This window comes from Tenacibaculum amylolyticum, assembly GCF_964511145.1.
Lineage (GTDB): Bacteria > Bacteroidota > Bacteroidia > Flavobacteriales > Flavobacteriaceae > Polaribacter > Polaribacter amylolyticum.
Window position 1 is genome coordinate 248113 of the sequence record NZ_CAZEFZ010000026.1, and the last position, 21954, is coordinate 270066.

Annotated in this window: 19 protein-coding genes; 11 read left to right on the top strand and 8 right to left on the bottom strand. The window is 30.6% G+C overall.

The features are described 5' to 3' along the window. The first annotated feature begins 87 nt into the window (after positions 1–87). The 3 genes from ACKTTC_RS09435 to ACKTTC_RS09445 all read left to right on the top strand — a co-directional run bounded on the left by ACKTTC_RS09435 (position 88) and on the right by ACKTTC_RS09445 (position 2763). Positions 88–1302, top strand: a complete 1215-nt coding sequence (locus ACKTTC_RS09435; protein ID WP_408039565.1) for a hypothetical protein — start codon at positions 88–90, stop codon at positions 1300–1302. A 224-nt stretch (positions 1303–1526) separates the two neighbouring features. Beyond that, on the top strand, positions 1527–1877 hold the full coding sequence (locus ACKTTC_RS09440; protein ID WP_408039566.1) for a hypothetical protein: 351 nt from the start codon (positions 1527–1529) through the stop codon (positions 1875–1877). A 7-nt stretch (positions 1878–1884) separates the two neighbouring features. Continuing rightward, positions 1885–2763, top strand: coding sequence for an SdiA-regulated domain-containing protein (locus ACKTTC_RS09445; protein ID WP_408039567.1), 879 nt, complete (start codon positions 1885–1887; stop codon positions 2761–2763). An 8-nt stretch (positions 2764–2771) separates the two neighbouring features. Here ACKTTC_RS09445 and ACKTTC_RS09450 read toward each other — a convergent pair whose 3' ends face one another. After that, positions 2772–3647, bottom strand: coding sequence for a M90 family metallopeptidase (locus tag ACKTTC_RS09450; protein ID WP_408039568.1), 876 nt, complete (start codon positions 3645–3647; stop codon positions 2772–2774). A 182-nt stretch (positions 3648–3829) separates the two neighbouring features. Between ACKTTC_RS09450 and ACKTTC_RS09455 the strand changes: the two genes are divergently transcribed. The 3 genes from ACKTTC_RS09455 to rsgA all read left to right on the top strand — a co-directional run bounded on the left by ACKTTC_RS09455 (position 3830) and on the right by rsgA (position 5923). Then, a complete protein-coding gene (locus ACKTTC_RS09455; protein WP_408039569.1) occupies positions 3830–4387 on the top strand; it encodes a TetR/AcrR family transcriptional regulator in 558 nt (185 codons plus the stop codon). Positions 4388–4491: 104 nt separating this feature from the next. Next, entirely contained in the window at positions 4492–4899 is a 408-nt protein-coding gene (locus ACKTTC_RS09460) for an RNHCP domain-containing protein (RefSeq protein WP_408039570.1), read from the top strand. Beyond that, the gene (rsgA, locus tag ACKTTC_RS09465; RefSeq protein ID WP_408039571.1) at positions 4889–5923 is read left to right on the top strand and encodes a ribosome small subunit-dependent GTPase A; all 1035 of its coding nucleotides are present in this window, start codon (positions 4889–4891) and stop codon (positions 5921–5923) included. Before ACKTTC_RS09460 ends, rsgA begins: the two co-directional genes overlap by 11 nt. A gap of 83 nt (positions 5924–6006) precedes the next feature. On the opposite strand, the gene ACKTTC_RS09470 is transcribed toward rsgA, so the two are convergent. Further along, positions 6007–7161, bottom strand: coding sequence for a class I SAM-dependent methyltransferase (locus ACKTTC_RS09470; protein ID WP_408039572.1), 1155 nt, complete (start codon positions 7159–7161; stop codon positions 6007–6009). Positions 7162–7352: 191 nt separating this feature from the next. Between ACKTTC_RS09470 and ACKTTC_RS09475 the strand changes: the two genes are divergently transcribed. After that, positions 7353–8363: a DUF4476 domain-containing protein gene (locus ACKTTC_RS09475; protein ID WP_408039573.1), complete on the top strand. Its 1011-nt coding sequence runs from the start codon at positions 7353–7355 to the stop codon at positions 8361–8363. A gap of 93 nt (positions 8364–8456) precedes the next feature. Here the strand turns inward: ACKTTC_RS09475 and ACKTTC_RS09480 are convergent, their stop codons facing one another. Together ACKTTC_RS09480 and typA are read right to left on the bottom strand one after the other, a co-directional pair. Further along, entirely contained in the window at positions 8457–10283 is a 1827-nt protein-coding gene (locus ACKTTC_RS09480; protein WP_408039574.1) for a fasciclin domain-containing protein, read from the bottom strand. A 539-nt stretch (positions 10284–10822) separates the two neighbouring features. Then, positions 10823–12595 (bottom strand): translational GTPase TypA, encoded by a 1773-nt coding sequence (typA, locus tag ACKTTC_RS09485; protein ID WP_408039575.1) that lies wholly within the window; start codon positions 12593–12595, stop codon positions 10823–10825. Positions 12596–13019: 424 nt separating this feature from the next. Between typA and fahA the strand changes: the two genes are divergently transcribed. Next, on the top strand, positions 13020–14303 hold the full coding sequence (gene fahA, locus ACKTTC_RS09490; RefSeq protein WP_408039576.1) for a fumarylacetoacetase: 1284 nt from the start codon (positions 13020–13022) through the stop codon (positions 14301–14303). A 77-nt stretch (positions 14304–14380) separates the two neighbouring features. On the opposite strand, the gene ACKTTC_RS09495 is transcribed toward fahA, so the two are convergent. The 3 genes from ACKTTC_RS09495 to ytxJ all read right to left on the bottom strand — a co-directional run bounded on the left by ACKTTC_RS09495 (position 14381) and on the right by ytxJ (position 16560). Beyond that, positions 14381–14527, bottom strand: coding sequence for a hypothetical protein (locus ACKTTC_RS09495; protein ID WP_408039577.1), 147 nt, complete (start codon positions 14525–14527; stop codon positions 14381–14383). A 73-nt stretch (positions 14528–14600) separates the two neighbouring features. Next, positions 14601–16154, bottom strand: coding sequence for a DEAD/DEAH box helicase (locus ACKTTC_RS09500; protein ID WP_408039578.1), 1554 nt, complete (start codon positions 16152–16154; stop codon positions 14601–14603). Between the two features lie 55 nt (positions 16155–16209). Next, positions 16210–16560, bottom strand: coding sequence for a bacillithiol system redox-active protein YtxJ (gene ytxJ, locus ACKTTC_RS09505; RefSeq protein WP_408039579.1), 351 nt, complete (start codon positions 16558–16560; stop codon positions 16210–16212). 218 nt (positions 16561–16778) lie between these two features. On the opposite strand from ytxJ, the gene clpB reads away from it, so the two are divergent. Further along, positions 16779–19382, top strand: a complete 2604-nt coding sequence (gene clpB / locus ACKTTC_RS09510; RefSeq protein ID WP_408039580.1) for an ATP-dependent chaperone ClpB — start codon at positions 16779–16781, stop codon at positions 19380–19382. 61 nt (positions 19383–19443) lie between these two features. Here the strand turns inward: clpB and ACKTTC_RS09515 are convergent, their stop codons facing one another. Beyond that, positions 19444–20259, bottom strand: coding sequence for an RDD family protein (locus ACKTTC_RS09515; RefSeq protein ID WP_408039581.1), 816 nt, complete (start codon positions 20257–20259; stop codon positions 19444–19446). A gap of 21 nt (positions 20260–20280) precedes the next feature. On the opposite strand from ACKTTC_RS09515, the gene ACKTTC_RS09520 reads away from it, so the two are divergent. Further along, a complete protein-coding gene (locus ACKTTC_RS09520; RefSeq protein ID WP_408039582.1) occupies positions 20281–21249 on the top strand; it encodes a stage II sporulation protein M in 969 nt (322 codons plus the stop codon). Then, entirely contained in the window at positions 21246–21953 is a 708-nt protein-coding gene (locus ACKTTC_RS09525) for a hypothetical protein (protein ID WP_408039583.1), read from the top strand. The genes ACKTTC_RS09520 and ACKTTC_RS09525 overlap by 4 nt, the downstream gene beginning before the upstream one ends. Position 21954: the final 1 nt, after the last annotated feature.

The following is a 21954-nucleotide window of genomic DNA, read 5'->3' on the forward strand; positions in this document are numbered from 1 at the left end:
TTCGGCTCTGTGTTAATCCGAAAAGTTGGTGTCTTTTTGCACACTGTGTTCCATACACAAATACGTTAATAGAAAATAAAATAAACTATGAAATCATTTGGACAAATATCTTGGTTAGACTTTCCTAGAATCTATTACCAAACAATTAAAGAAGAAATTTTATCAAAAGGAAAAGACTATATACTTAAGGTGGATGAAAATGAATTCACAAACTATCTAATTGAAAAATATAAGATTGAACCATTAAAAATTTTAAGGAAATCTAAAAAAGTTTCAGAACCAAGGAAATCTAAAGAAAGAAGAAATGACATGTTTGGTAGAGAATACATGAGTGACGCCTACCAATTTACAGTTACTTATCATTTTGAAGGTCATGCCGGATTATTTAAGGTTCAACCAAATCCTTATACTTATTCTTCATATGATATTAATGTTAATCTAAGAAATCAAACAGTTTCCTATTCTTTTAAGATTTACAAACAAGATGCCACTGAATTTAATCAAACAGAATCAAGGTGTTATTCTGATGCTTTTGCCAATTTAAGTAACATAAATAAAAATGTTGCTGAATTTAATACATCATATGAACAAACAGTTCGCTCTATGTTTGGACAAGAAAAGGCCAGTTTAAAAAAAGAAAATGATTTTTTTGCAGCAATCAACGTAAAAGTTGACCCATCTACTGAGTCCGTTTTTTCTGCTCCTACCATTAAGAAAAAAATTATTACACAGCCCAAGATAGAGAAAAACAAAGAATTCAATTCTGTACCGACAATGAGTCAAGAAATGTACGATGACGTTTTAAAAGTTATTTATGATTCAGGAAAAAGTATGGAAAAGAAACCTGCTTTATATAAAGGTAAAGATGAAGAAGGTTTACGAGACCAATTTTTGTTTGTAACTGAAACAAGATATACCGGTACAACAGCAACTGGAGAAACCTTTAATAGAGGTGGTAAAGCAGATATTATATTGAAATATGCCAATGATGGGACAAATTTATTTATTGCCGAATGTAAGGTTTGGCATGGCGCATCAGAATACTTAAAAGCAATATCTCAATTGTTTGATAGATATCTAACATGGAGAGATTCAAAAGTAGCAGTAATGCTTTTCGTTGAAAATAAAGATTTTACTAGTGTTTTAAAAACCATCAAAGAGGTAACTCCTAATCACGATTATTTTGTAAAATATAAAGGAGATAGAGGTGAGTCATCATTTAGTTACGAATTCCATCTTAAGCAAGATAAAGACAAAATTGCTCAAGTTGAAATAATGGCTTTCCACTTTGATAAAAAATAAAACTACTGGTAACACTGTATATAGCAAATAGGGCGTTCAGTAGCTTACGAAAGCTCAGTGCTATTTACAAACACCTCCAAATTTTTAATTTGGCTTTTAAAATGAATAAGATAAAAACAAAATACAACGCTTTGGCTCAGTACAAACTTGAAAGCTTATCGCTTTCTATAGCCCTACTTGCCATATACTAAACGTTATGCAACATTTCCAGAAAAAAGAGAATTATGAAACAAAAATTTATAATACTACTATTTTTACTAATTAGCAGTTTTTCATTTGGACAAAATCTCGAAGATCTAGATAGTTATACAGTCAATGAGTTTTATAAAAAAGTTGAGTTGGACAGAGGGACTCTTGATGAAGATGGAAGGGAAATAGATTACATCTATGTAAAAACTGAATTAGATAGTGGCGACTATAAAATCGACTTAACAGATGGCGACGGAGATTTATACGAAGTTAAAGGTACCAATATATTTATAAAATTTAATGGTTATTTTGGATATGCTGGCTACTCTACAGAATGCATTCTAAAAGTAGAATACTACTCATCAACAGTTTACAAATTAGAATAAAATTAGAATGAAAAAACTTATAACTTATATAATTATATTTTATAGTATGTATTCATATTCTCAAGATATACAATTCATATCACTTGAAGATACCTTTAAGCATCCACTAGAAATTTCATCAGCTACAATCTATAAAAAGAATTTAATAATTGCTTCTGAAAAATGTGGCAAATTATTTACCATTAATCCATATTCTGGAAAGACTATTAAAGTCGAAGATATACCAAAAATCAAGAATCGAGAAATTGAAGGGTTAAGTATTTTTGAAGATTATTACTTTTTTACTGATGAAAAAGGAAACAGGAGTAAAATTATAATAGTCAATAAAAAAACAGGAAATAGACTAAAGATAAAATACACAACTAAATTCAAATTTCCTAAAACTCTTAATAACAATAATGGTTTAGAAGGTATTGAAATAGACGTGAAGACGAAGATTATTTTTGTCGTTACTGAAGGAAAACACATGAACTTCAGTCAACTTTTTAGAATAAAAATAAAACATATAGAAAATGATATAGCTCATTTAGAATTATTAGATATTTCTAAAATAAAAAAACATCCTGATTATAGATACACTGGTTTAACTTTCAATAACCTCGGTGATCTTTTATTACTAAAATCTAAATATGAAGAATATTTCGTTGATCAAATAAAAAAAAGTCAATTATATCAAACTAGTAAATCTACTATTACTCCTGAACAATTATCAATAAAAATTTCTGATTCTGTAAATAGTAAATCAGAAGAATTTGGAACGAATTTAGAAGGTATAGCATACTTAGATAAATATTTAGTTTTCGTAAGTGATAATAAAAATTCTGAGTATTGTAATATTAATGGGAAAAAAGTGAAGAAAACAATACTCATGAAGAAAAAACTTTAGTTAAAAGATTATTCCTCCATACAACACTTCTTATACTTCAATCCACTATTACAAGGACAAGGATCGTTTCTGGAAATATCTATGCGTTTTAAATAGAGATTTTTATCGTCCATGTCTTGTTTAAACATCTTTTCTAATAGTGCATACAATTCTGGGTGCTTTTTAGCTAATAGTTTCGGGCGCTCAAAGAAATACTCGCTTGCCACAGAGAAAAACTCAGCATTATTCGTTCCTCCATAAGGATTTATATCAGACTCTTGCTCATAAATTTCGTTCATTTTTTCACGCATTAAATCCAACCAAGGAATTGTATACTGTTTGTCTAATAGCACCTTAGGAATACCATCTATTTCTCCATCTAACTTGTCTATTAGATGCACAAACTCATGAATAGCTGTGTTCTTTTTATCAGAATCGTTTGCAAACCCCAAATGCAATGCAGGTTTCGATAAAATCATCTTCCCTTCCATATAACCTGTACCTACCATTCCAAGAATTCGTCTATCGTCTCCACTAGTTTCAAAATCTTCGTTAAACATTTTGGGATATAAAATGATTTCAGAAATATTCGGATAGCGCCAATTCGGAAAGTTAAAAATAGGGATCACCGCACTAGCACCAATCAATAGTTTGTCAGTAATGTCTACAGTGGTATCTACACCAATAATATCGCAGTTTAAAATAAACTCATGCACTTTATATTCGAATAGCTCTTTTTCTTCTTCAGTTAACGCATTGTAAAAAGCTACTTTTTCAGAAAGAATACTTTTCCATTTTTGTGGAAAATTCGTTGTAGGCACCTTCCATATAGCTGTTGATTTTTTTGAACTGGCATAAATAGCAATGGCAATCAACACTAGTAATAGTAAAAAACTTAATATCATATTTCAAATAGCAATTGTAAACTCATTTAATAAAAATCAATGCTTTGTATAAGTAGCTATCCACTACTCCAACAACAAATCAACGCCAAAAATAAAATTTTTAAAATAGTTATTGTCAGTTAAATTTTATTTCTACATTTGCAAACCGATTAATCAGTCTGTTTTTGTAACTAAATGATTTTATGGATAAAAGAGATCAAATACTGGTGGTAGCCACTGCATTGTTTTCTGAACGTGGATTTGAAAAAACATCAATTGCCGCTATACGAGAGAAAGCTAATGTGTCTAACGGACTCATTTTTCATCATTTTAAGAATAAGAATGAGCTGTTGAGAGAAATATTTAAGAAAACAACCAATATAATTGTTGATATAAACAATAGTAATCAAGAAGAAATATCTCCAAAGGAAAGATTAATTGCATTAATTAACGATGCTTTTAAACAAATGAAGGAGGATAAATTATTCTTTCAACTGTATTTAAATGTAATGTTACAACCTAGCACTAGAGCTATTTTACAGGACTTGATAAAAGAAAAGTATACTTTTTTACTAGAGAGTGCTCAAAAACTTCTTAGTGCATATACAGGTAAAGAATGTATAATAGATAGTTATTTATTTGTTTCCGATTTAGATGGAATAGCCATTAACTACATCTACTCTTTTGAAAATTATCCACTGGATTTGGTAAAGGAGAAATTTATTAAAAGATATACTGTTGATTTAGAATACAGCGATTAACAAGTTTAACAATACAAAGCCGAAAGTGATGAAGCAATAACTATAATGTTGAGGATCGGCTTTTGTACCAGCAAAGGATTACTGGTACCACAATACATACAAAAATGTCACGAAATAAAATCGTAAGAGATAACCCACAAGAATCATTTATTTGTGCCTCATGTAGAAAAGGAGTTACTCCATTAGAATTAGGAGGAAAACACAGAAATCATTGTCCGCATTGTTTAAGTAGTTTACATGTAGACATTACACCTGGAGACAGGCGTTCTAGCTGTAGAGGAATTATGGAGCCAATTAGTATTTACGTACAAAAGAATAAAGAATGGTCTATTATTCATAAATGTACCAAATGTAACGCCATTAGAATGAACAGAATTGCAGCAGATGATAATGAATTATTATTACTTACCATGTCTGCAACACCACTTATGTCGTTACCATTTCCATCGAGCACCATTATTACTACTATGCATAAGCTAAGTCTTGAGAAAGGAGGAGAAAATGTGTACTAATACAACAATTGGTAGCGTTATTGAAAAACAGTATAATAACTACAAAGTACAATTAGAAAATGGCATTTATAATGCCAAATTAAAAGGTACTTTATTGCATACAGTTACTAATGAAAGTACATTTCCTTGCGTAGGCGATGTTGTTGAAGTTTCAGCTCATGATGAAATTCTTGTTATTGAGCATATTCTTAAAAGACGTACACAAATAAGCCGAAAATTACCAGGAAAAGCTACAAAAGAGCAAGTAATTGCCTCTAATATAGATTATGTAGCTATTGTATTAGGTTTAGATGGTGGAAGAAATTATTCTGATAGATTATTAGAAAGATTAATGACTGTTGCTTGGAACAGCGGTGCAACTCCGCTAGTTATTTTAAATAAAGCAGATCTTAACGACGAAGCTGAATATGTAAAACTACAAGCAGAAACCATTGCTCCTGGCGTAACTATTATTGTTTCTAGTGTAACAAATGGTACAGGTATTGTCACTATCCTTTCCTATCTTACTGAAGGTAAAATAGGTATTTTTATTGGGCCTTCTGGTGTAGGAAAATCCACGCTTACGAATGCTTTATTAAAAAAAGAAGTTCAAAAAACCAGAGCGATTAAATTAAAGGATAAAAGAGGACGACATACAACTTCTTCTTCTTATATGTTTGAATTACAAAGTGGTGGTTATATTATTGACTCTCCAGGCATAAGAGAAGTTCAGGCTTGGGCAGAGGAAGAAGATCTAGATAATGTATTTACCGAAATAGCAACTATTGCAGAAAACTGTAAGTATCGTAATTGTCAGCATCAAGGAGAACCTGGTTGCGCTGTTCAAATAGAATTAGAAAAGGGTTATATAACACCCGAGCGATATGATAGCTTTTTACATTTGAAAAAAGAACTAGCATATTTAGACAGACGAAAATCTGAAAAGAACGAATATACTGAGAAGCAACACGGTAAAAAGTTTAGTAAGATGGTAAAACAAGAAATGAATAAGAAAAAAGCGCTATCTAATAGTTTAAACTCATAGCCATAAAAAAGAGGATACTGTATTTGGTATCCTCTTTTAATTTTTGAATATAATTTGAATAAAATTATAGTATAAATTGTTATTTACAATAATGTTTCTAAATAATGTTCTTCAATTTGATACGCATTCTTTAAATCTGTTATCTTTTGATCTATTGCTTCGGCATCCTTCTTTTTATTCGATTTACTTCCCACCAACATTACATTTTTACGAGTATGCTCGTTACTTATAAACTCGAATACCTTTGTATTGTAGTTGTTTTTTTCTAAGATTAAAGCTCGAATAGTATCTGTTATCATTTCAAACTGGCGTTCTTTAAAAATACCATATTTTAACAACGGACTCTCCTGCGCTACTCCTTTTACTTGTTGACGAATTTGTTTATGGCAACAAGGCGCACAAATAATTAATTCAGAATTTGCAGCTAGGCCTTTGTAAATAGCATCGTCTGTAGCAGTATCGCAAGCATGCAAAGCAATTAAAATATCAATCTTACTATTATCATACTCTTGAATTCGCTGTGCAATAAATTGTAAGTTTGAAAAATTACTCTTTGCAGCGATATCGTTGCATAATTGTACCAATTCTTCTCGCAACTCTATTCCTGTAACCGTAACATTGTATTGTTTGATATTTACCAAATAATCGTACAATGCAAAAGTTAAATAACCTTTACCAGATCCCATATCTACAATATGTAATTGCTTATCCGTAGGAACCGAAACTAACAAACTCTCAATAATCTCTAAATACTTATTAATTTGGCGGTATTTGTCGGCCATTTTAGGAATTACCTTATGGTTTTGATCTGTAATTTGTAATAACTGAAGATATTTACTCTCTAACAACACACGTTTTTCTTTTGGCTTGTCGTGTACCTCTGGCAATTTATTCTTAAAACTTGCTGCTTGTGTTCTATAACTAACTTTTTTCTTTTTAGAAACCAACACCTGTACATCTTTTTCTAAAGTAAAAAGCGTAGCTGCTCTAAATTTTTCTAATAACAACTCTTCTAATACTTCTTTAGCTTCTTCTACATCGTAATTCTTTGTTTGATCGTTCGTGCTATATCTATACGTAAACTGTAATTTTTGTTCTTCTTTAATCGTTACCAAACGCACATAAACATTTGGTAAATTAAAGCTTTTACTTACAGGTTTACTCAAAGTAAGTTTTACAAAATTGTCGTCTTTAATCGCTTGTTCTAAAGCAGTAAAAAGTTGTTCAAATTCATTCATTTTGCAAAGATATTAAATAAAAGTATCGATCTTTACAAAACTAATATTTCAGCATTTTATATTGCTACATTCATAATCTAGTTCTTATGTTTGTATAGCATTATTCAGCTAAAAAACTGAGCTAATTTTCGCAATAAACCATTCTTGGCATACTGTTTGAAAAAGCATATGAAACAAATTAAAATAACCTTATGAAATTAAAAACTACCCTACTACTCTTTTTATGTTCATTTGTATTGACTTATGGTCAAAAATCGAAATACAACGAGTTTAAAAATGAAATGCAAGGAAAATCTCTTTCTGAAGACGTTTCTATGAACAGAACTATTTCCTTTCTATCTAATAACGATATTTATACAGCGGAATTGATTGATGTTTGTCGTTTTTTTAGACGAGAAAAAGTAAAATACAGAATTTGTTTAGAAGCCTATCCTCATATTATAGATAAAAGAAATTTCTTTAAAGTATACGATATTTTCAACTCTTTTTCTTTTGCTATTAAATTATACAATAGTACTGAAGGAAGAAATCGTGATACTCCAACGCAACAAGTTGTTACCTATCCAGATATCAGAAATTATAATGGTTTAGTTTTAAATACGTGTGCGAGTCCTATGCCTCCATTTCGTTTTCAGGAACTAACACGTCGATTAAATAACAATGGGTATGTAAACTTATTTAACTTAAAGCAGTTAGTTGCTGAAGGTTGTTTTAGTACAAAACAAATTATGAAACTTACAGAAAGACTACGTTCTGTAAGAGATCGTTTTGATTTTTTAACCTTTGCTTTTCCTACTACTTATGATATTGAAAATTACCATTATGCAGAGCAGTTATTAGACGATATTATATACAAAGAAAGGTTACAAGCTTTTATTCAATCTAATCTTGCTTTGGTTACAGGAGATAACTGTGCTCCTTTACCACCAAACGAGTTTAAATATGTTATGCAAACGATTAAGGATGCTAGTTTTTCAAGTGAGAAGATAAAAATCGCCAAAAAACAAATTGAAAGAAATTGTTTAAGTTTAAATCAATTAGAAAAAATTGTAAAGCTATTTTCTTTTGATAGAGATAAGCTGGCTATTTTAAAGTATAGTTATCAATACTCAAACAATAAAAGAGAGTTCTATAAATTGAGAGATGTATTAGGTTTTACCAAGTATAAGAAAGAATTTGATCAATTTTTATTAGATCAGTAGTAATTCAAAAACACAATGAAAAAACCACCTAAATTTTAGGTGGTTTTTTAATATGAAGGGGCTTTTAGAAAAGAGGGAACAATTTCAATTTCATTAAGGTAATAATACAGTATCTATAGCATGAATAACTCCATTTGTTCCTTGCACATCGTTAGTTGCTGGGCCAATTAATATATTCACCGTTTGCATACTAGAAGTTTGAATTTGTGCTCCAGAAGTTAAATCAATGGTAACAGTACCGCCAAGTGTGGTTACATCTCCATTCATTAATTGATCTGCTTGTACATTAGCTCCACTAATCACATGGTATTTTAAAACTGCATCTAACGTTGCAATTGGAATATCTGCTAAACTATTCCAGGCTGCATTTGAATCTAATAATGCTTGAAATGCTGCATTTGTAGGTGCAAAAATGGTAAATGGTCCGTCTCCACTTAAGATAGAAACAAAATCTGTTGTATGTCTAGCATCTGTTAAAGCTGTTACTAGTGTAGAAAAACCTGCATTATTTAATGCTAAGGTTACCACATTTGGCGGTAGCATTACTTTATCAATAATGTGTACAACTCCATTACTAGCATCTACATTTGTTGTTACTGGTGTTGCATCTCCGTTAAACTCGACTCCTCCTGTAACTTCAATTTGCAATGATAAAGGCTCACTATTTGGACCTGTAGCTAATGTATTCACATAAGTATCAGACAAATCATTCGATAATACTTTTCCGTTAATTACATGAAATAATAATACTGATGTTAAGGTATCTACTGGAATATCTTCTAAAGAGTTCCATGCTGGATTCGAATCTAACAATGCTTGAAAAGCAGCATTTGTAGGTGCAAAAACAGTAAATGGACCATCAGTTTGCAGTGCTCCAACTAAATTAGCTCTTTGCAATGCTGCAACTAAAATGCTTAAATCAGAAGTAGCAATTGCCACATCTGTAATATCTTTTGGTAATGCATCAGCTAAAAAAACTTCATCTACAATATGCACAACACCATTAAATGCAGCTACATCTGGAGTTGTTACAGATACCGATTGCCCCGAACCTGTTTCTATTTTAACTCCGTTTGATAAATCTACAGTAATATTTCCTCCACTTAATGTAGTTAATACTTGGTTATCTGTTAAATCTATTGAAAAGGCACTTGCTGGAACTACATGATATTGCAATACACTTTTTAATACATCTACAGGAATATCATCTAATGTTGTCCATGCAGCTTTAGCATTTAACAATGCTTGAAATGCTGCATTTGTAGGTGCAAAAACAGTAAATGGACCATCTCCTTGTAAAGCAGTTACTAAATCTGCTCTTTGTAAAGCTGCTACCAAGCTACTTAAATCTGGTGTAGCAATGGCTAAACTAGGTATATCGTCTACTGCAGTTTTTGGTAATAATACTTCATCTATAATATGAATAACTCCGTTGGTTACATCTAAATCTGGTCCAACTACAGAAACTGTTTGACCTGCAGTCGTTTTTAATTGTACACCATCTCTTAAATCTACTGTAAGCATCCCTCCACTCAAAGTAGTTAACTCTTGTCCTTCAGTTAAATCTGAAGACAATGCTTTAGCCGATACTACATGATACATTAAAATATTTTTAAGTACGTTTACTGGAATATCTGATAAAGAATTCCAATTTGGATTTGAATCTAGTACAGCCTGAAAAGCAGTATTTGTTGGTGCAAATACTGTAAATGGTCCTTCCCCCTCAAGAGCAGTAATTAAATCTGCTCTTTGTAAAGCGCTAACTAAAGAAGTTAAATTGTTAGTACCTGCAACTCTATCCGTTAAACTAGAGTTTGTAATTGGAACATCAGTTGTGTCATTATCATCACAAGAAATGAAAGTTACAGAGATCAAGAATAAACTTAAAGCAAAAATGGTTTTAAATTTTCTAAGTAACATTTTTAGGTAGTTTTAGATTAGTGCCTACTTATTATTTAAAGTCATTGTTCAGCTAATTTTGACTTTTGTTTATTTTTTTCTAGAATTTAATAAACAAAATGAATTCATCCCTAAAAAAATATTTACCCTTTGAGTAAATATTCACTCAAATATAAAACATTTTTGTTTAACATTTTTAAATAAAAAATAAACAAAAATTTAAAAACCCTATAAAATAAGGGATTGCTAATTTTTTTTAACAGAACTTTAAGACAAAAGCAATATTTAAAAAACTGATTATAAAGCTATTGATTACTAAAAAGCATCGTACTTAGAATACAAAACCTAGAATTGTTTAACCCTTTAAGGCCTATTAATAAACCAATGTCTTAAAACATTCGCTTCAATTTTGCTATAGTTACTAATGGCAGATTTCTTTAAATGTAGAAAAAGAATTTTTAGTTATTGGAATCTATAATCAATTTATAGATCATTGCTAATAACAAAAAAACACCACTGCATAGTGGTGTTTTTTTATATCTATTATTAAAACTAAGTCCTTACTTTACAAAGTTTATCTTACGTAAACGTAAACTTTCCGGAGTTACTTCTAAGTATTCATCATCTTTAATGTATTCCATACATTCTTCTAAAGACATATCAATTTTTGGAGCGATTTTTACTCCGTCATCAGAACCAGAAGCACGAACGTTGGTTAACTTCTTACCTTTAATTAAGTTTACAGCTAAATCGTCTTGCTTTGCATTCTCTCCAACTACTTGTCCTTTATAGATTTCTTGGTTTGGATCGATAAAGAATTTACCTCTATCTTGTAAGCGATCAATAGCATATGCAGTAGCTTTTCCTGCTTCAGAAGAGATAATAGCTCCATTAACTAAGTCAGAAAATACTCCTTTATAAGCATCATAACCTCTTAAACGGTGGTTAATAATTGCTTCACCTTGCGTAGCTGTTAATAATTTATTACGTAAACCTATTAAACCACGAGAAGGAATGTCAAACTCTAAATGTTGTAAATCCCCTTTTGGTTCCATTACTAATAAATCTCCTTTACGCATTGTAACTAAGTTAATTGCTTTAGAAGCTAATTCTTCTGGTACATCAATTACCAATGTTTCGTAAGGCTCACACTTAACACCATCAACCTCTTTTAAAATTACTTGCGGGCGTCCTACTTGTAATTCATATCCTTCTCTACGCATTGTTTCAATTAATACCGATAAGTGTAAAATTCCACGACCAAATACGTTGAATTTGTCCTCAGTATCAGTATCCTCAACACGTAATGCTAAGTTTTTCTCTGTTTCTTTATATAAACGATCACGTAAGTGACGAGAAGTTACATACTTTCCTTCTTTACCATAGAAAGGTGAATTGTTAATCGTAAATAACATACTCATCGTAGGTTTATCTACCTCAATTCTATCTAAAGCTTCTGGGTTCTCTAAATCTGCAATCGTATCTCCAATTTCAAAATCATCAATTCCAGTTACAGCACAAATATCTCCACTACGAACTTTGTTCGTTTCTGCTTTCCCCATTCCTTCGAATACATGTAATTCTTTGATACGAACTTTCTTTGTAGTTCCATCTGCCTTACATAACATGTAATCTTTATTTTTTTCTAAATCTCCTCTATATACACGTCCAATAGCAATTCTTCCTTTAAATGAAGAATAATCTAACGATGTAATTTGCATTTGTGGCGATCCTTCTCTATATGGAGCTTCTGGAATAGTTTCTAATACTGCATCTAACAATGGAATAATGTTATCAGTTGGCTCTTGCCAATCTTCACTCATCCATCCATTTTTTGCAGAACCGTAAATAGTTTTGAACTCTAATTGTTCTTCAGTAGCATCTAAAGCAAACATTAAATCGAATACCTTTTCATGTACTAAATCTGGTGTACAGTTTTCTTTATCTACTTTATTTACAACTACTATAGGAGTTAAACCTAATTCTAAGGCCTTACCTAATACAAAACGAGTTTGTGGCATTGGTCCTTCAAATGCATCTACTAATAATAATACACCATCTGCCATTTTTAATACACGCTCTACTTCTCCTCCAAAATCGGCGTGCCCTGGAGTATCAATTACATTAACTTTTACTCCTTTATAATTTACTGATACATTTTTAGATAAAATAGTAATCCCTCTTTCTCTTTCAAGATCGTTGTTATCTAATAATAAATCAGTTCTTTCTTTACGTTCGTCTAAAATTTTAGCTTGATCAATAATCTTATCTACTAAAGTAGTTTTCCCATGATCTACGTGTGCTATAATAGCAATGTTTCTTATTGACTGCATTTTGCTAGTTTAAATTTGCCGCAAAAGTAGTATTTCACTTTGAATTGCACTAATAATGAAGCACATATTTATAGGAATATATTAGCATCTAAAAATTAGAAACAAGATCATGATGTTTAAAGATATGAGAACAGAGATAGTCTGGTTACCAATCGATTACAATTTAACTTTTTAATAATTCAAATATAAGGCTAGTAAAAACATGGTTTTATTATTTAATAGAATCTAAACTAATCAAGTTTGTAATGAACTGAAAACAAAAGTTTTTATTCTTTTTTCTAAAAGTGAAACAACCTTTTCTCCAAAACCCAAGGTTATTACGAGGTAAATTATTTCCGATAAATTATCTATTTTTTAGCGTATAAAGTTTGTTGTGAATAGAAAAAATATGTACGTTTGGTAAAATAATTAACTAATAAGACAAATGGAAATAACAGCCAATAACCCAAATAGAAAATCGTGGTTAAAAGTTGACGAAAATTCAGATTTTCCTATCCAAAATATACCTTTCGGAGTTTTTTTAACACGTGATGATATTATTACCATTGGAACTAGAATTGGTGATTTTGCCATCGATTTAGGAGCTTTACACCAATTAGGGTACTTTGAAGGAATTCCATTAACCGATGATATTTTCTTACAAGATACTTTAAACGATTTTATTGCCGATGGAAGAAAGACATGGCGTTTAGTACGTAATAGAATTGCAGATATTTTTGATGTAAAGAATGGGAAATTACGTGACAACGTAGACCATAAAGACAAAGTAATTTTTAGAATTGATGAAATTGAGATGTTATTACCTGTAAGAGTTGGTGATTATACTGATTTTTATGCAAGTAAAGAGCACGCTATCAATGTTGGAAGTCTTTTTAGAGATCCTAAAAATGCATTAATGCCTAACTGGTTACATGTTCCTATTGGATATCATGGAAGAAGTTCTTCTATTGTACCTTCTGGAACTCCAATCTGTAGACCAGTAGGGCAATCAAGACCAACAGAAGAAGGTGGATCGCCAAATTTTGGTCCTTCAAAATTATTAGATTTTGAATTAGAAATGGCTTTTATTACCACTGTTTCTAACGACTTAGGAGATCGTATTTCTATTAATGAAGCTGAAGATTATATCTTTGGATTGGTATTATTTAATGACTGGTCTGCAAGAGATATTCAAGCTTGGGAATACCAACCTTTAGGACCTTTCTTAGGTAAAAACTTTGCGTCTACTATTTCTCCATGGATTGTTACTTTAGATGCTTTAGAACCTTTTAGAGTAGATAACCCAAAACAAGAACCTACACCATTACCATACTTACAACATGATGGTAAACACAGTTTCGATATTAATTTACAAATGGCTATTCAGCCAGAAGATAAAAAGGAAACTGTAGTTTGTAATTCTAATTTTAAGTATATGTACTGGACTATGGCACAACAATTAGCACACCATACTGTGAATGGTTGTCCTGTAGAAGCTGGAGATATGATGGGAAGTGGTACAATTTCTGGTCCAACTCAAGATAGTTTTGGTTCAATGCTAGAATTAACTTGGAGAGGACAAAATCCTATTAAAATGAATGACGGTAGTGAGCGTAAGTTTATCAACGATCACGATACTGTAATCATGAGAGGATATGCCAAAAATGATACTGTAAGAATTGGTTTCGGTGAATGTACTGGTAAAATTATGCCTGCAAAGCCTTTATAGAAAACTCATTCGTATTAAAATAATAAAAAACGTCTTTTAAATATTTAAAAGACGTTTTTTAGTTTAAAATTGTATCATTAAAAATCTAAGCATATACAAGGAAATGGTTCCGGATCTGGAATTTCTGAACATGGATACGTACAGATTTTTCCTCCATTGATAGTTTTTTGTGCTTCTTTTTTAATTTCTTGAACATTTTCAAATTTTAAAATATTCTCTAACATTTTAATATGGATTTATGGTTAATTTAATCCCAATTTAGATAAAATATTCAAGGTTTAAAAATATAATGGATAATTATTCCTCTGGTGGTGGATGACCAAAAACTTGCTCATATACTTCATCAAAGTTATTTCGTAAATATGAGTTTAATTTTTTCCTATAATCATCTTGCAACCAATCGATAAAATTGTGAGTAGATTTACAAATACATTTAGAATATCTATGGATTCTATCATCAATATCTCCACCTAATTTTTTTGCTAATAACAACGCATCAAAAACATCTTCACTATTTTCAATACACATCTTAGCATGATGTTCTATCGATTTTTCTAATACTTTTTTAGAACTCTGCCCAGATTGAATTGTATTTACATATACTTTCTTTACATCAAAATATAAATCTTCCTCTTTTGTATTTGAAAATTCTTTCTTTACTTCTTCAGGAAGTTCATACCTAAACGTACTTTCAATATCCTCATCTGTTAACAGATTATCCAAATAGAAGTTAGGTGCTCTAAACATCTTTTGCCAATCTAAATCTGCTCCCCAAGGTCCGAATCTATGAAAGTTGTTTCCTAAATCGATTACATTAAACGTAGATTTCCCTGGAATAATTCGAGAACCACGTCCAATCATCTGATAATATAATGTAAGTGATTTTGTTGCTCTGTTTAAAATGATTGATTGTACCGAAGGCTCATCAAATCCGGTTGTTAAAATACTTACCGAAGTAATAATGGCATTTGGTGTTTCATTAAACCACTTTAAAATTTTATCACGCTCTTTCTTTGTATTTGTATTATCTAAGTGTGCAATAGGAAGTCCTGCTCTTTTAAAAGTATCATATACATACAAAGAAGTATTAATACCATTATTAAAGATTAATGTTTTTGTTCCTTTTGCTCTTTCTTCATACGCCTGTAATAGCTTTGAAAGCATATTGGTATTTGTATACAAATCTTCAGAAGACTTTACTGTATAATCTCCATTTGCTCCCACTTCTAAAGAAGTTAACCCTACGTTGTATGAATAGATATTTGCTTTTGCTAAATATTCATTTTGTATTAATGTAGCGATACTTTCTCCTGCTATTAATTCATCATAATTATCTTTCATTGGCATTTTAATATTAGAACTTAGTGGCGTTGCCGTAACTCCTAAAATGAAAGACTTATTAAAGAATTTAAATAACTTAGTAAAAGAATTGTAATGTGCCTCATCAATAATCACTAATCCAACATCAGAAATATCTAGAATATCATCATTCAATCGGTTATTTAAAGTTTCTACCATTGCCACAAAACAATCGTAATCACCCTGATCATCTAAGCTTGCTTTACTATCAATAATCTTATTTTCAACACCAAACTCACCTAGCATTCTAGCTGTTTGCTTACAAAGCTCAATTCGGTGTGTCATTATCACTACCTTTTTTTGGTAATGCTTTAAGTATTGACGTGTTATTTCAGAGAAAATAACCGTTTTACCACCTCCTGTTGGAAGCTGATATAATAAATGATAATTCTCAGGGGCGTTTTCGAAGCTTTTAAATATATTGAATAATGCCTCTTTCTGATAATCATATAAGCTTTTACCTACCTTATTCTTAATCTCAGTATTACTCAAAAGTTGATTTTTTTAGAAAGCTCAAAAATACAACCTATTTGTAAAAACTAAACCTTTATTTTACAATTTTTTCAAGATCAATTTGTGTAATATCGTAATGTGATGCATTTAAGATGGTTACTCCATCTTTAATTAATAATAACTGTGGAGATTGGTGCATTACCTGAAATGCATACCCTACTTCATTCGATACTTCTCTATAGTTTAGTAAATCGATATAATACATATCTATTTTATCTGCTAAAGATTCAGGAAAAGCTGCATTAAAATTATTTATTACTGTTTTACTAATAATACAACGTGTAGAATGCTTAAAGATTCCCACTAATTTTGATTTCGATGCTTTTTTTACTTCTTCTATTTGCGCTACCGATGTTAAAGGGATCCAGTTTATATTAGATTGCATACGTTTTTTGTTTTGTTTTTCTGATTTTTTAAAAAGGTTTCCAAAAATTCCCATTCTATAATTTTTTTCTTCGCCTTTTATCGTCGTTTGTTTTACGTTTTTCTTTCACTTAAGACAAAATGTCTTCTGTTTTTATCTAGAAAACGACATTTTGTCTTTATTTTATACCTCTTTTTAAATGGTATTACTTTTGACTAAGTACAAATAAAAAAATAAAAATGAACTTTAACAACTATACTATAAAATCGCAAGAAACTATACAACTTGCACAGCAAATCGCACAAGAATACGGTCATAATCAAATTGAGAATGAGCATATTTTTAAAGCGATATTTCAAGTAGACGAGAACGTACTTCCTTTTATATTAAAGAAGTTGAATGTAAATATAGATTTAGTAAAACAAGTATTAGATCAACAATTAAATAGCTTTTCTAAAGTTACTGGTGCCGATATTATGTTATCGCGTACAGCTGGAAAAACCTTAAATGAAGCTTCTATCATTGCAAAAAAGATGAACGATGAATATGTTTCTATTGAACATCTCATTTTAGCCATTTTTAAATCTAAAAGTCAAATAGCACAACTATTAAAAGACCAAGGAATTAATGAAAAGAACTTAACAGCAGCCATTGAAGAACTTAGAAAAGGAAATAGAGTTACTTCTCAAAGTGCAGAAGAATCGTATAACTCTTTAAATAAGTATGCAAAAAATTTAAACCAATTAGCGCAAGACGGAAAATTAGACCCTGTAATTGGTAGAGATGAAGAAATTAGACGTTTATTACAAATTTTATCGAGACGTACTAAGAACAACCCAATTTTAGTAGGAGAACCAGGAACAGGTAAAACCGCTATTGCAGAAGGTTTAGCACATCGAATTATTCGTGGTGATGTTCCAGAAAATCTAAAGGATAAGCAAATTTATTCTTTAGATATGGGAGCTTTAATTGCTGGAGCAAAATTTAAAGGAGAATTTGAAGAGCGTTTAAAATCTGTAGTAAAAGAGGTTACTTCTTCTGAAGGTGATATTGTATTATTTATAGACGAAATTCACACATTAGTTGGTGCTGGTGGTGGCCAAGGAGCTATGGATGCTGCTAATATTTTAAAACCTGCTTTAGCTCGTGGAGAGTTACGTGCCATTGGTGCAACTACTCTAGATGAATATCAAAAATACTTTGAGAAAGACAAAGCTTTAGAGCGTCGTTTCCAAAAGGTATTAGTAGATGAACCAGATACAGAAAGTGCAATTTCAATTTTACGTGGTATTAAAGAGAAGTACGAAACACATCATAAAGTACGTATAAAAGACGAAGCAATTATTGGTGCTGTAGAGCTTTCACAACGTTATATTACGAGTCGTTTTTTACCAGATAAAGCAATTGATTTAATGGATGAAGCTGCTGCTAAATTACGTATGGAAATCAATTCTAAACCAGAAGAATTAGATGTATTAGATCGTAAAATAATGCAACTTGAGATTGAAATTGAAGCGATTAAGCGTGAAAATGACGATTCTAAGTTAAAATCATTAAATGCAGATCTTGCTAATTTGAAAGATGAGCGTAACGAAATCAATGCAAAATGGCAATCTGAAAAGACGGTTGTAGATAGCATTCAATCGTTAAAAACATCTATTGAAGATTATAAATTAGAAGCTGATAAAGCGGAACGTAATGGTGACTATGGAACAGTAGCAGAGTTACGATATGGTAAAATTAAAGAAGCTCAGGAAGAACTAGAAATACAACAAAAAGTACTTGCTGAACAACAAGAAAACTCTTTAATTAAAGAAGAAGTAACTTATGATGATATTGCTGAAGTTGTTGCAAAATGGACAGGTATTCCAGTAACAAAGATGCTTCAATCTGAGCGTGAGAAGCTTTTAAATTTAGAAGATGAATTACATAAAAGAGTAATTGGTCAAAACGAAGCAATTGAAGCAATTTCAGATGCTGTTCGTAGATCGAGAGCAGGATTACAAAATCCTAACAAACCAATTGGTTCGTTCTTATTCCTAGGAACAACAGGAGTTGGTAAAACAGAATTAGCAAAAGCTTTGGCGGATTATTTATTCGATGACGAAAGTGCTATTACGCGTATAGATATGAGTGAATATCAAGAAAAACACGCCGTAAGTAGATTAGTTGGAGCGCCTCCAGGATATGTAGGATACGATGAAGGAGGTCAACTTACAGAAGCTGTGCGTAGAAAGCCATATTCTGTAGTGCTTTTAGATGAGATTGAAAAAGCGCATCCAGATACGTTTAACATCTTATTACAAGTATTAGACGAAGGTAGATTAACAGACAATAAAGGTCGTGTTGCTGATTTTAAGAACACTATTGTAATTATGACCTCTAATATGGGAAGTCATATTATTCAAGAGAAATTTGAAAATTTAAAAGGCGATGTAGATACGACTATGGAATTGGCTAAAGGCGAAGTTTTAGGTCTATTAAAACAAACAGTACGACCAGAATTCTTGAATAGAATTGATGATATTATCATGTTTACACCGTTGTCTGAAAGTGATATCAAAAGTATTGTTGAGTTACAATTAAATTCTGTTAAGAAAATTGTAGCAGAACAAAATATTACACTTGATGCTACAGAACAAGCAATTGCTTACCTAGCTAAAAAAGGGTATCAACCAGAATTTGGAGCTAGACCAGTTAAAAGAGTCATTCAAAAAGAGGTATTGAATCTACTTTCTAAAGAAATTCTTGCTGGTAAAGTACAGAGTGATAGTTTAATTCTATTAGATGAATTTGATAATCATTTGGTATTTAGAAATCCAGCAAACGAAGAGGAAGAATAAATAAATTTAAACATAAACTAAAAAGAGGCTAAAACCAATGTGATTTAGCCTCTTTTGTATGTTAATCTTGTGTGTAATAATTAAAATCTTTTAAAACTGTTGCTATAAAATCAATATCTGATTGTTTTTCAGATTTCGAAATTCCAGTTACTTCCTCAATTTTCTTTCTCAACTTAATTAATGTGCTATAATCCTTTTGATTTCTGGCTCTTGTATAAGTATCTTTAATAATTCGAGCATCGTTATCTGATAGCTTAATCACTTTCGCGTAGGTCGGTTTATAATCTTCTTTGATATTCTCTAAAATTGTTTTCGAAAAGCTTGCTTCATCTTTTAAAGAAACTACTACAGTTTGTGCAGCAATATCCCCTACTCTTTGATTTTTCTTCGTCAGAACAATCATAAAAAAACCAATTAATTTCCCAATAAGGAAAATCATATAAATCAAAGCAAAACTTTCATTCGTAAGTCCCATAGAAGCAACATAGACATAAATTAAAATGAATAAATTAAAATCTACAATTCTTAGAAACCAACGAATAATATAATCTGTGATAGAAGGCTTAAAACCTTCAATATTAATGACTCTAATTTTCAATATCTTTTTCCCTAAAGTTTGCCCATTCATTAAAATATCAGAATACAAAGAATAAAAAGTAACAGGTAGGAAAAGTAAGACATCTATTGCTTTTATAGACCAATAATCATTTCCTGTTGCATCTTCTATTAAAGAGAAGTTGAATAGTCTTATAATTAGCATTATATATGCTAATTTAATTACATTATCAATCACAAAAGCTAACAATCTTTGACCTACGTTTGCCATCTCAAAATTTATGTTAACATTTTGTGTTGTATTTACTTGTAACGTTTTCATACAATTTTTACATTTGTCTCTATGAGAGAGATCGCTTTTATAAAGCAAAATAAAGAAAAATGGCTTGAATTTGAGGAAGTAATTTCAAATAAAATAGAAAAAACTCCAGACGAAATAGCAGATTTGCATATTAAAATCATGAATGATTTATCGTATGCTCAATCATTTTACCCCAAAAGTAATGTTGTTCCTTATTTAAATAAACTAGCTAAAAAAAGTTATGCTAAAATTTATCATACTAAAAAACAGGATAAGAACACATTTTTAGCTTTTTTCCTTGAAACAGTTCCCTTATTAGCTTATAAGCACAGAAAATATATTTACATCTCTTTTATCTTTTTCTTTATATGTTTTTTTATTGGTTTGCTATCTACGTTTAACGATGAGAATTTTGCACGTCAGATATTAGGCAATAATTATGTTGACGAAACCTTAGAAAATATAGAAAGTGGTGATGCTTTAGCTATTTATAAAAACGGAAGTAATTGGGGAAGTTTTATTGGAATTTTCAATAACAATCTTAGAGTTGGTTTAAATATGTTTTTATCGGGACTTTTCTTAGGTATTGGTTCTGGTTATTATATTATTCACAATGGCATTATGGTAGCTGTTTTTCAAGCTTTCTTTTATCAGAATAACAGTTTTTTAGATAGTTTAAAAGGTATTTGGATTCATGGTACTTACGAAATTTTTGCCATGATTATAGAAGCTGCTTGTGGATATATTATTGGTGCAAGCATTCTATTTCCTGGAGCCTTAAAAAGGTTAGAATCCTTTAAAAAAGGATTGCGAGAAGCCTTTTTTATTTTCTTAAGCACCATTCCTTTTACATTTGTAGCAGCTTTTTTAGAAGGTTATGTTACTCGTTTTTACAATCAAGTACCAGCAATAGTTTGTATTTTCATTATTTTAATTAGCCTACTTTCTATATCTTATTATTACTTAATATTTCCTTATAAAGTAGCCGCAAAACACGCTTTAGAACAATGAAAAAGATACTACTAATTTACTTTTTGTTTTGCTGTACTTTCCTTGTTTTCTCTCAAGAAGAAGAAGTTATTGAAGAAAATAGTTATGAATATGTAGAGTATGGTATCGACTACATTCAAAAAAGAGAGATTAAAGAGAATTTATCAGAAAAATATAGCGGTAAAGACTTTCAATATCAAGAATACGAAGCTCCTGAACCTGTTAAAAAACCAAGCCAATCTAATATTAATTTAACAAAAGGAATACTCAACTTTTTTGCTACTGTTTTTCCTTACTTACTTGCCATACTTGTAATTTTTATTATTGTAAAAAGTGTTCTTGCTGGAGATACTTCTTTATGGAATTTTAAAAAGAAAAAAATTGTACAACGAAGTGTAAATCTTACTCAAGAAGAAACTACTATTGATAGCGATGATTATGAGCAGTTATTAAAAATTGCCAAGCAACAAGGAAATTTCAGAAAAGCTACACGATTTTACTATTTGTTGTTATTGAAAAAAATGACTGAAAAAGAATTAATTAAGTATGATAATGATAAAACCAATTCTGAATATATATTCGATCTGAAAAAAGTAGAACTCCGTAAGCCGTTCTCCTATTTGCTATATCTATACGACTATGTTTGGTATGGTGAATTTGCAGTAGATGCTACAAGCTTTCAAGCTATTGAAGACAAATATCAATCCTTTTTAAAACAATTGTAAT

Bases quoted from the DNA above. Each gene is read 5' to 3' on its own strand.
- ACKTTC_RS09450 (WP_408039568.1), bottom strand. From the start codon at position 3,647: ATGATATTAAGTTTTTTACTATTACTAGTGTTGATTGCCATTGCTATT.
- ACKTTC_RS09515 (WP_408039581.1), bottom strand. From the start codon at position 20,259: ATGAAAACGTTACAAGTAAATACAACACAAAATGTTAACATAAATTTT.
- ytxJ (WP_408039579.1), bottom strand. From the start codon at position 16,560: ATGCAATCTAATATAAACTGGATCCCTTTAACATCGGTAGCGCAAATA.
- ACKTTC_RS09460 (WP_408039570.1), top strand. From the start codon at position 4,492: ATGTCACGAAATAAAATCGTAAGAGATAACCCACAAGAATCATTTATT.
- ACKTTC_RS09495 (WP_408039577.1), bottom strand. From the start codon at position 14,527: ATGTTAGAGAATATTTTAAAATTTGAAAATGTTCAAGAAATTAAAAAA.
- ACKTTC_RS09435 (WP_408039565.1), top strand. From the start codon at position 88: ATGAAATCATTTGGACAAATATCTTGGTTAGACTTTCCTAGAATCTAT.
- rsgA (WP_408039571.1), top strand. From the start codon at position 4,889: ATGTGTACTAATACAACAATTGGTAGCGTTATTGAAAAACAGTATAAT.
- ACKTTC_RS09520 (WP_408039582.1), top strand. From the start codon at position 20,281: ATGAGAGAGATCGCTTTTATAAAGCAAAATAAAGAAAAATGGCTTGAA.
- ACKTTC_RS09440 (WP_408039566.1), top strand. From the start codon at position 1,527: ATGAAACAAAAATTTATAATACTACTATTTTTACTAATTAGCAGTTTT.
- fahA (WP_408039576.1), top strand. From the start codon at position 13,020: ATGGAAATAACAGCCAATAACCCAAATAGAAAATCGTGGTTAAAAGTT.
- typA (WP_408039575.1), bottom strand. From the start codon at position 12,595: ATGCAGTCAATAAGAAACATTGCTATTATAGCACACGTAGATCATGGG.
- ACKTTC_RS09480 (WP_408039574.1), bottom strand. From the start codon at position 10,283: ATGTTACTTAGAAAATTTAAAACCATTTTTGCTTTAAGTTTATTCTTG.
- ACKTTC_RS09455 (WP_408039569.1), top strand. From the start codon at position 3,830: ATGGATAAAAGAGATCAAATACTGGTGGTAGCCACTGCATTGTTTTCT.
- ACKTTC_RS09445 (WP_408039567.1), top strand. From the start codon at position 1,885: ATGAAAAAACTTATAACTTATATAATTATATTTTATAGTATGTATTCA.
- ACKTTC_RS09470 (WP_408039572.1), bottom strand. From the start codon at position 7,161: ATGAATGAATTTGAACAACTTTTTACTGCTTTAGAACAAGCGATTAAA.
- ACKTTC_RS09525 (WP_408039583.1), top strand. From the start codon at position 21,246: ATGAAAAAGATACTACTAATTTACTTTTTGTTTTGCTGTACTTTCCTT.
- ACKTTC_RS09475 (WP_408039573.1), top strand. From the start codon at position 7,353: ATGAAATTAAAAACTACCCTACTACTCTTTTTATGTTCATTTGTATTG.
- clpB (WP_408039580.1), top strand. From the start codon at position 16,779: ATGAACTTTAACAACTATACTATAAAATCGCAAGAAACTATACAACTT.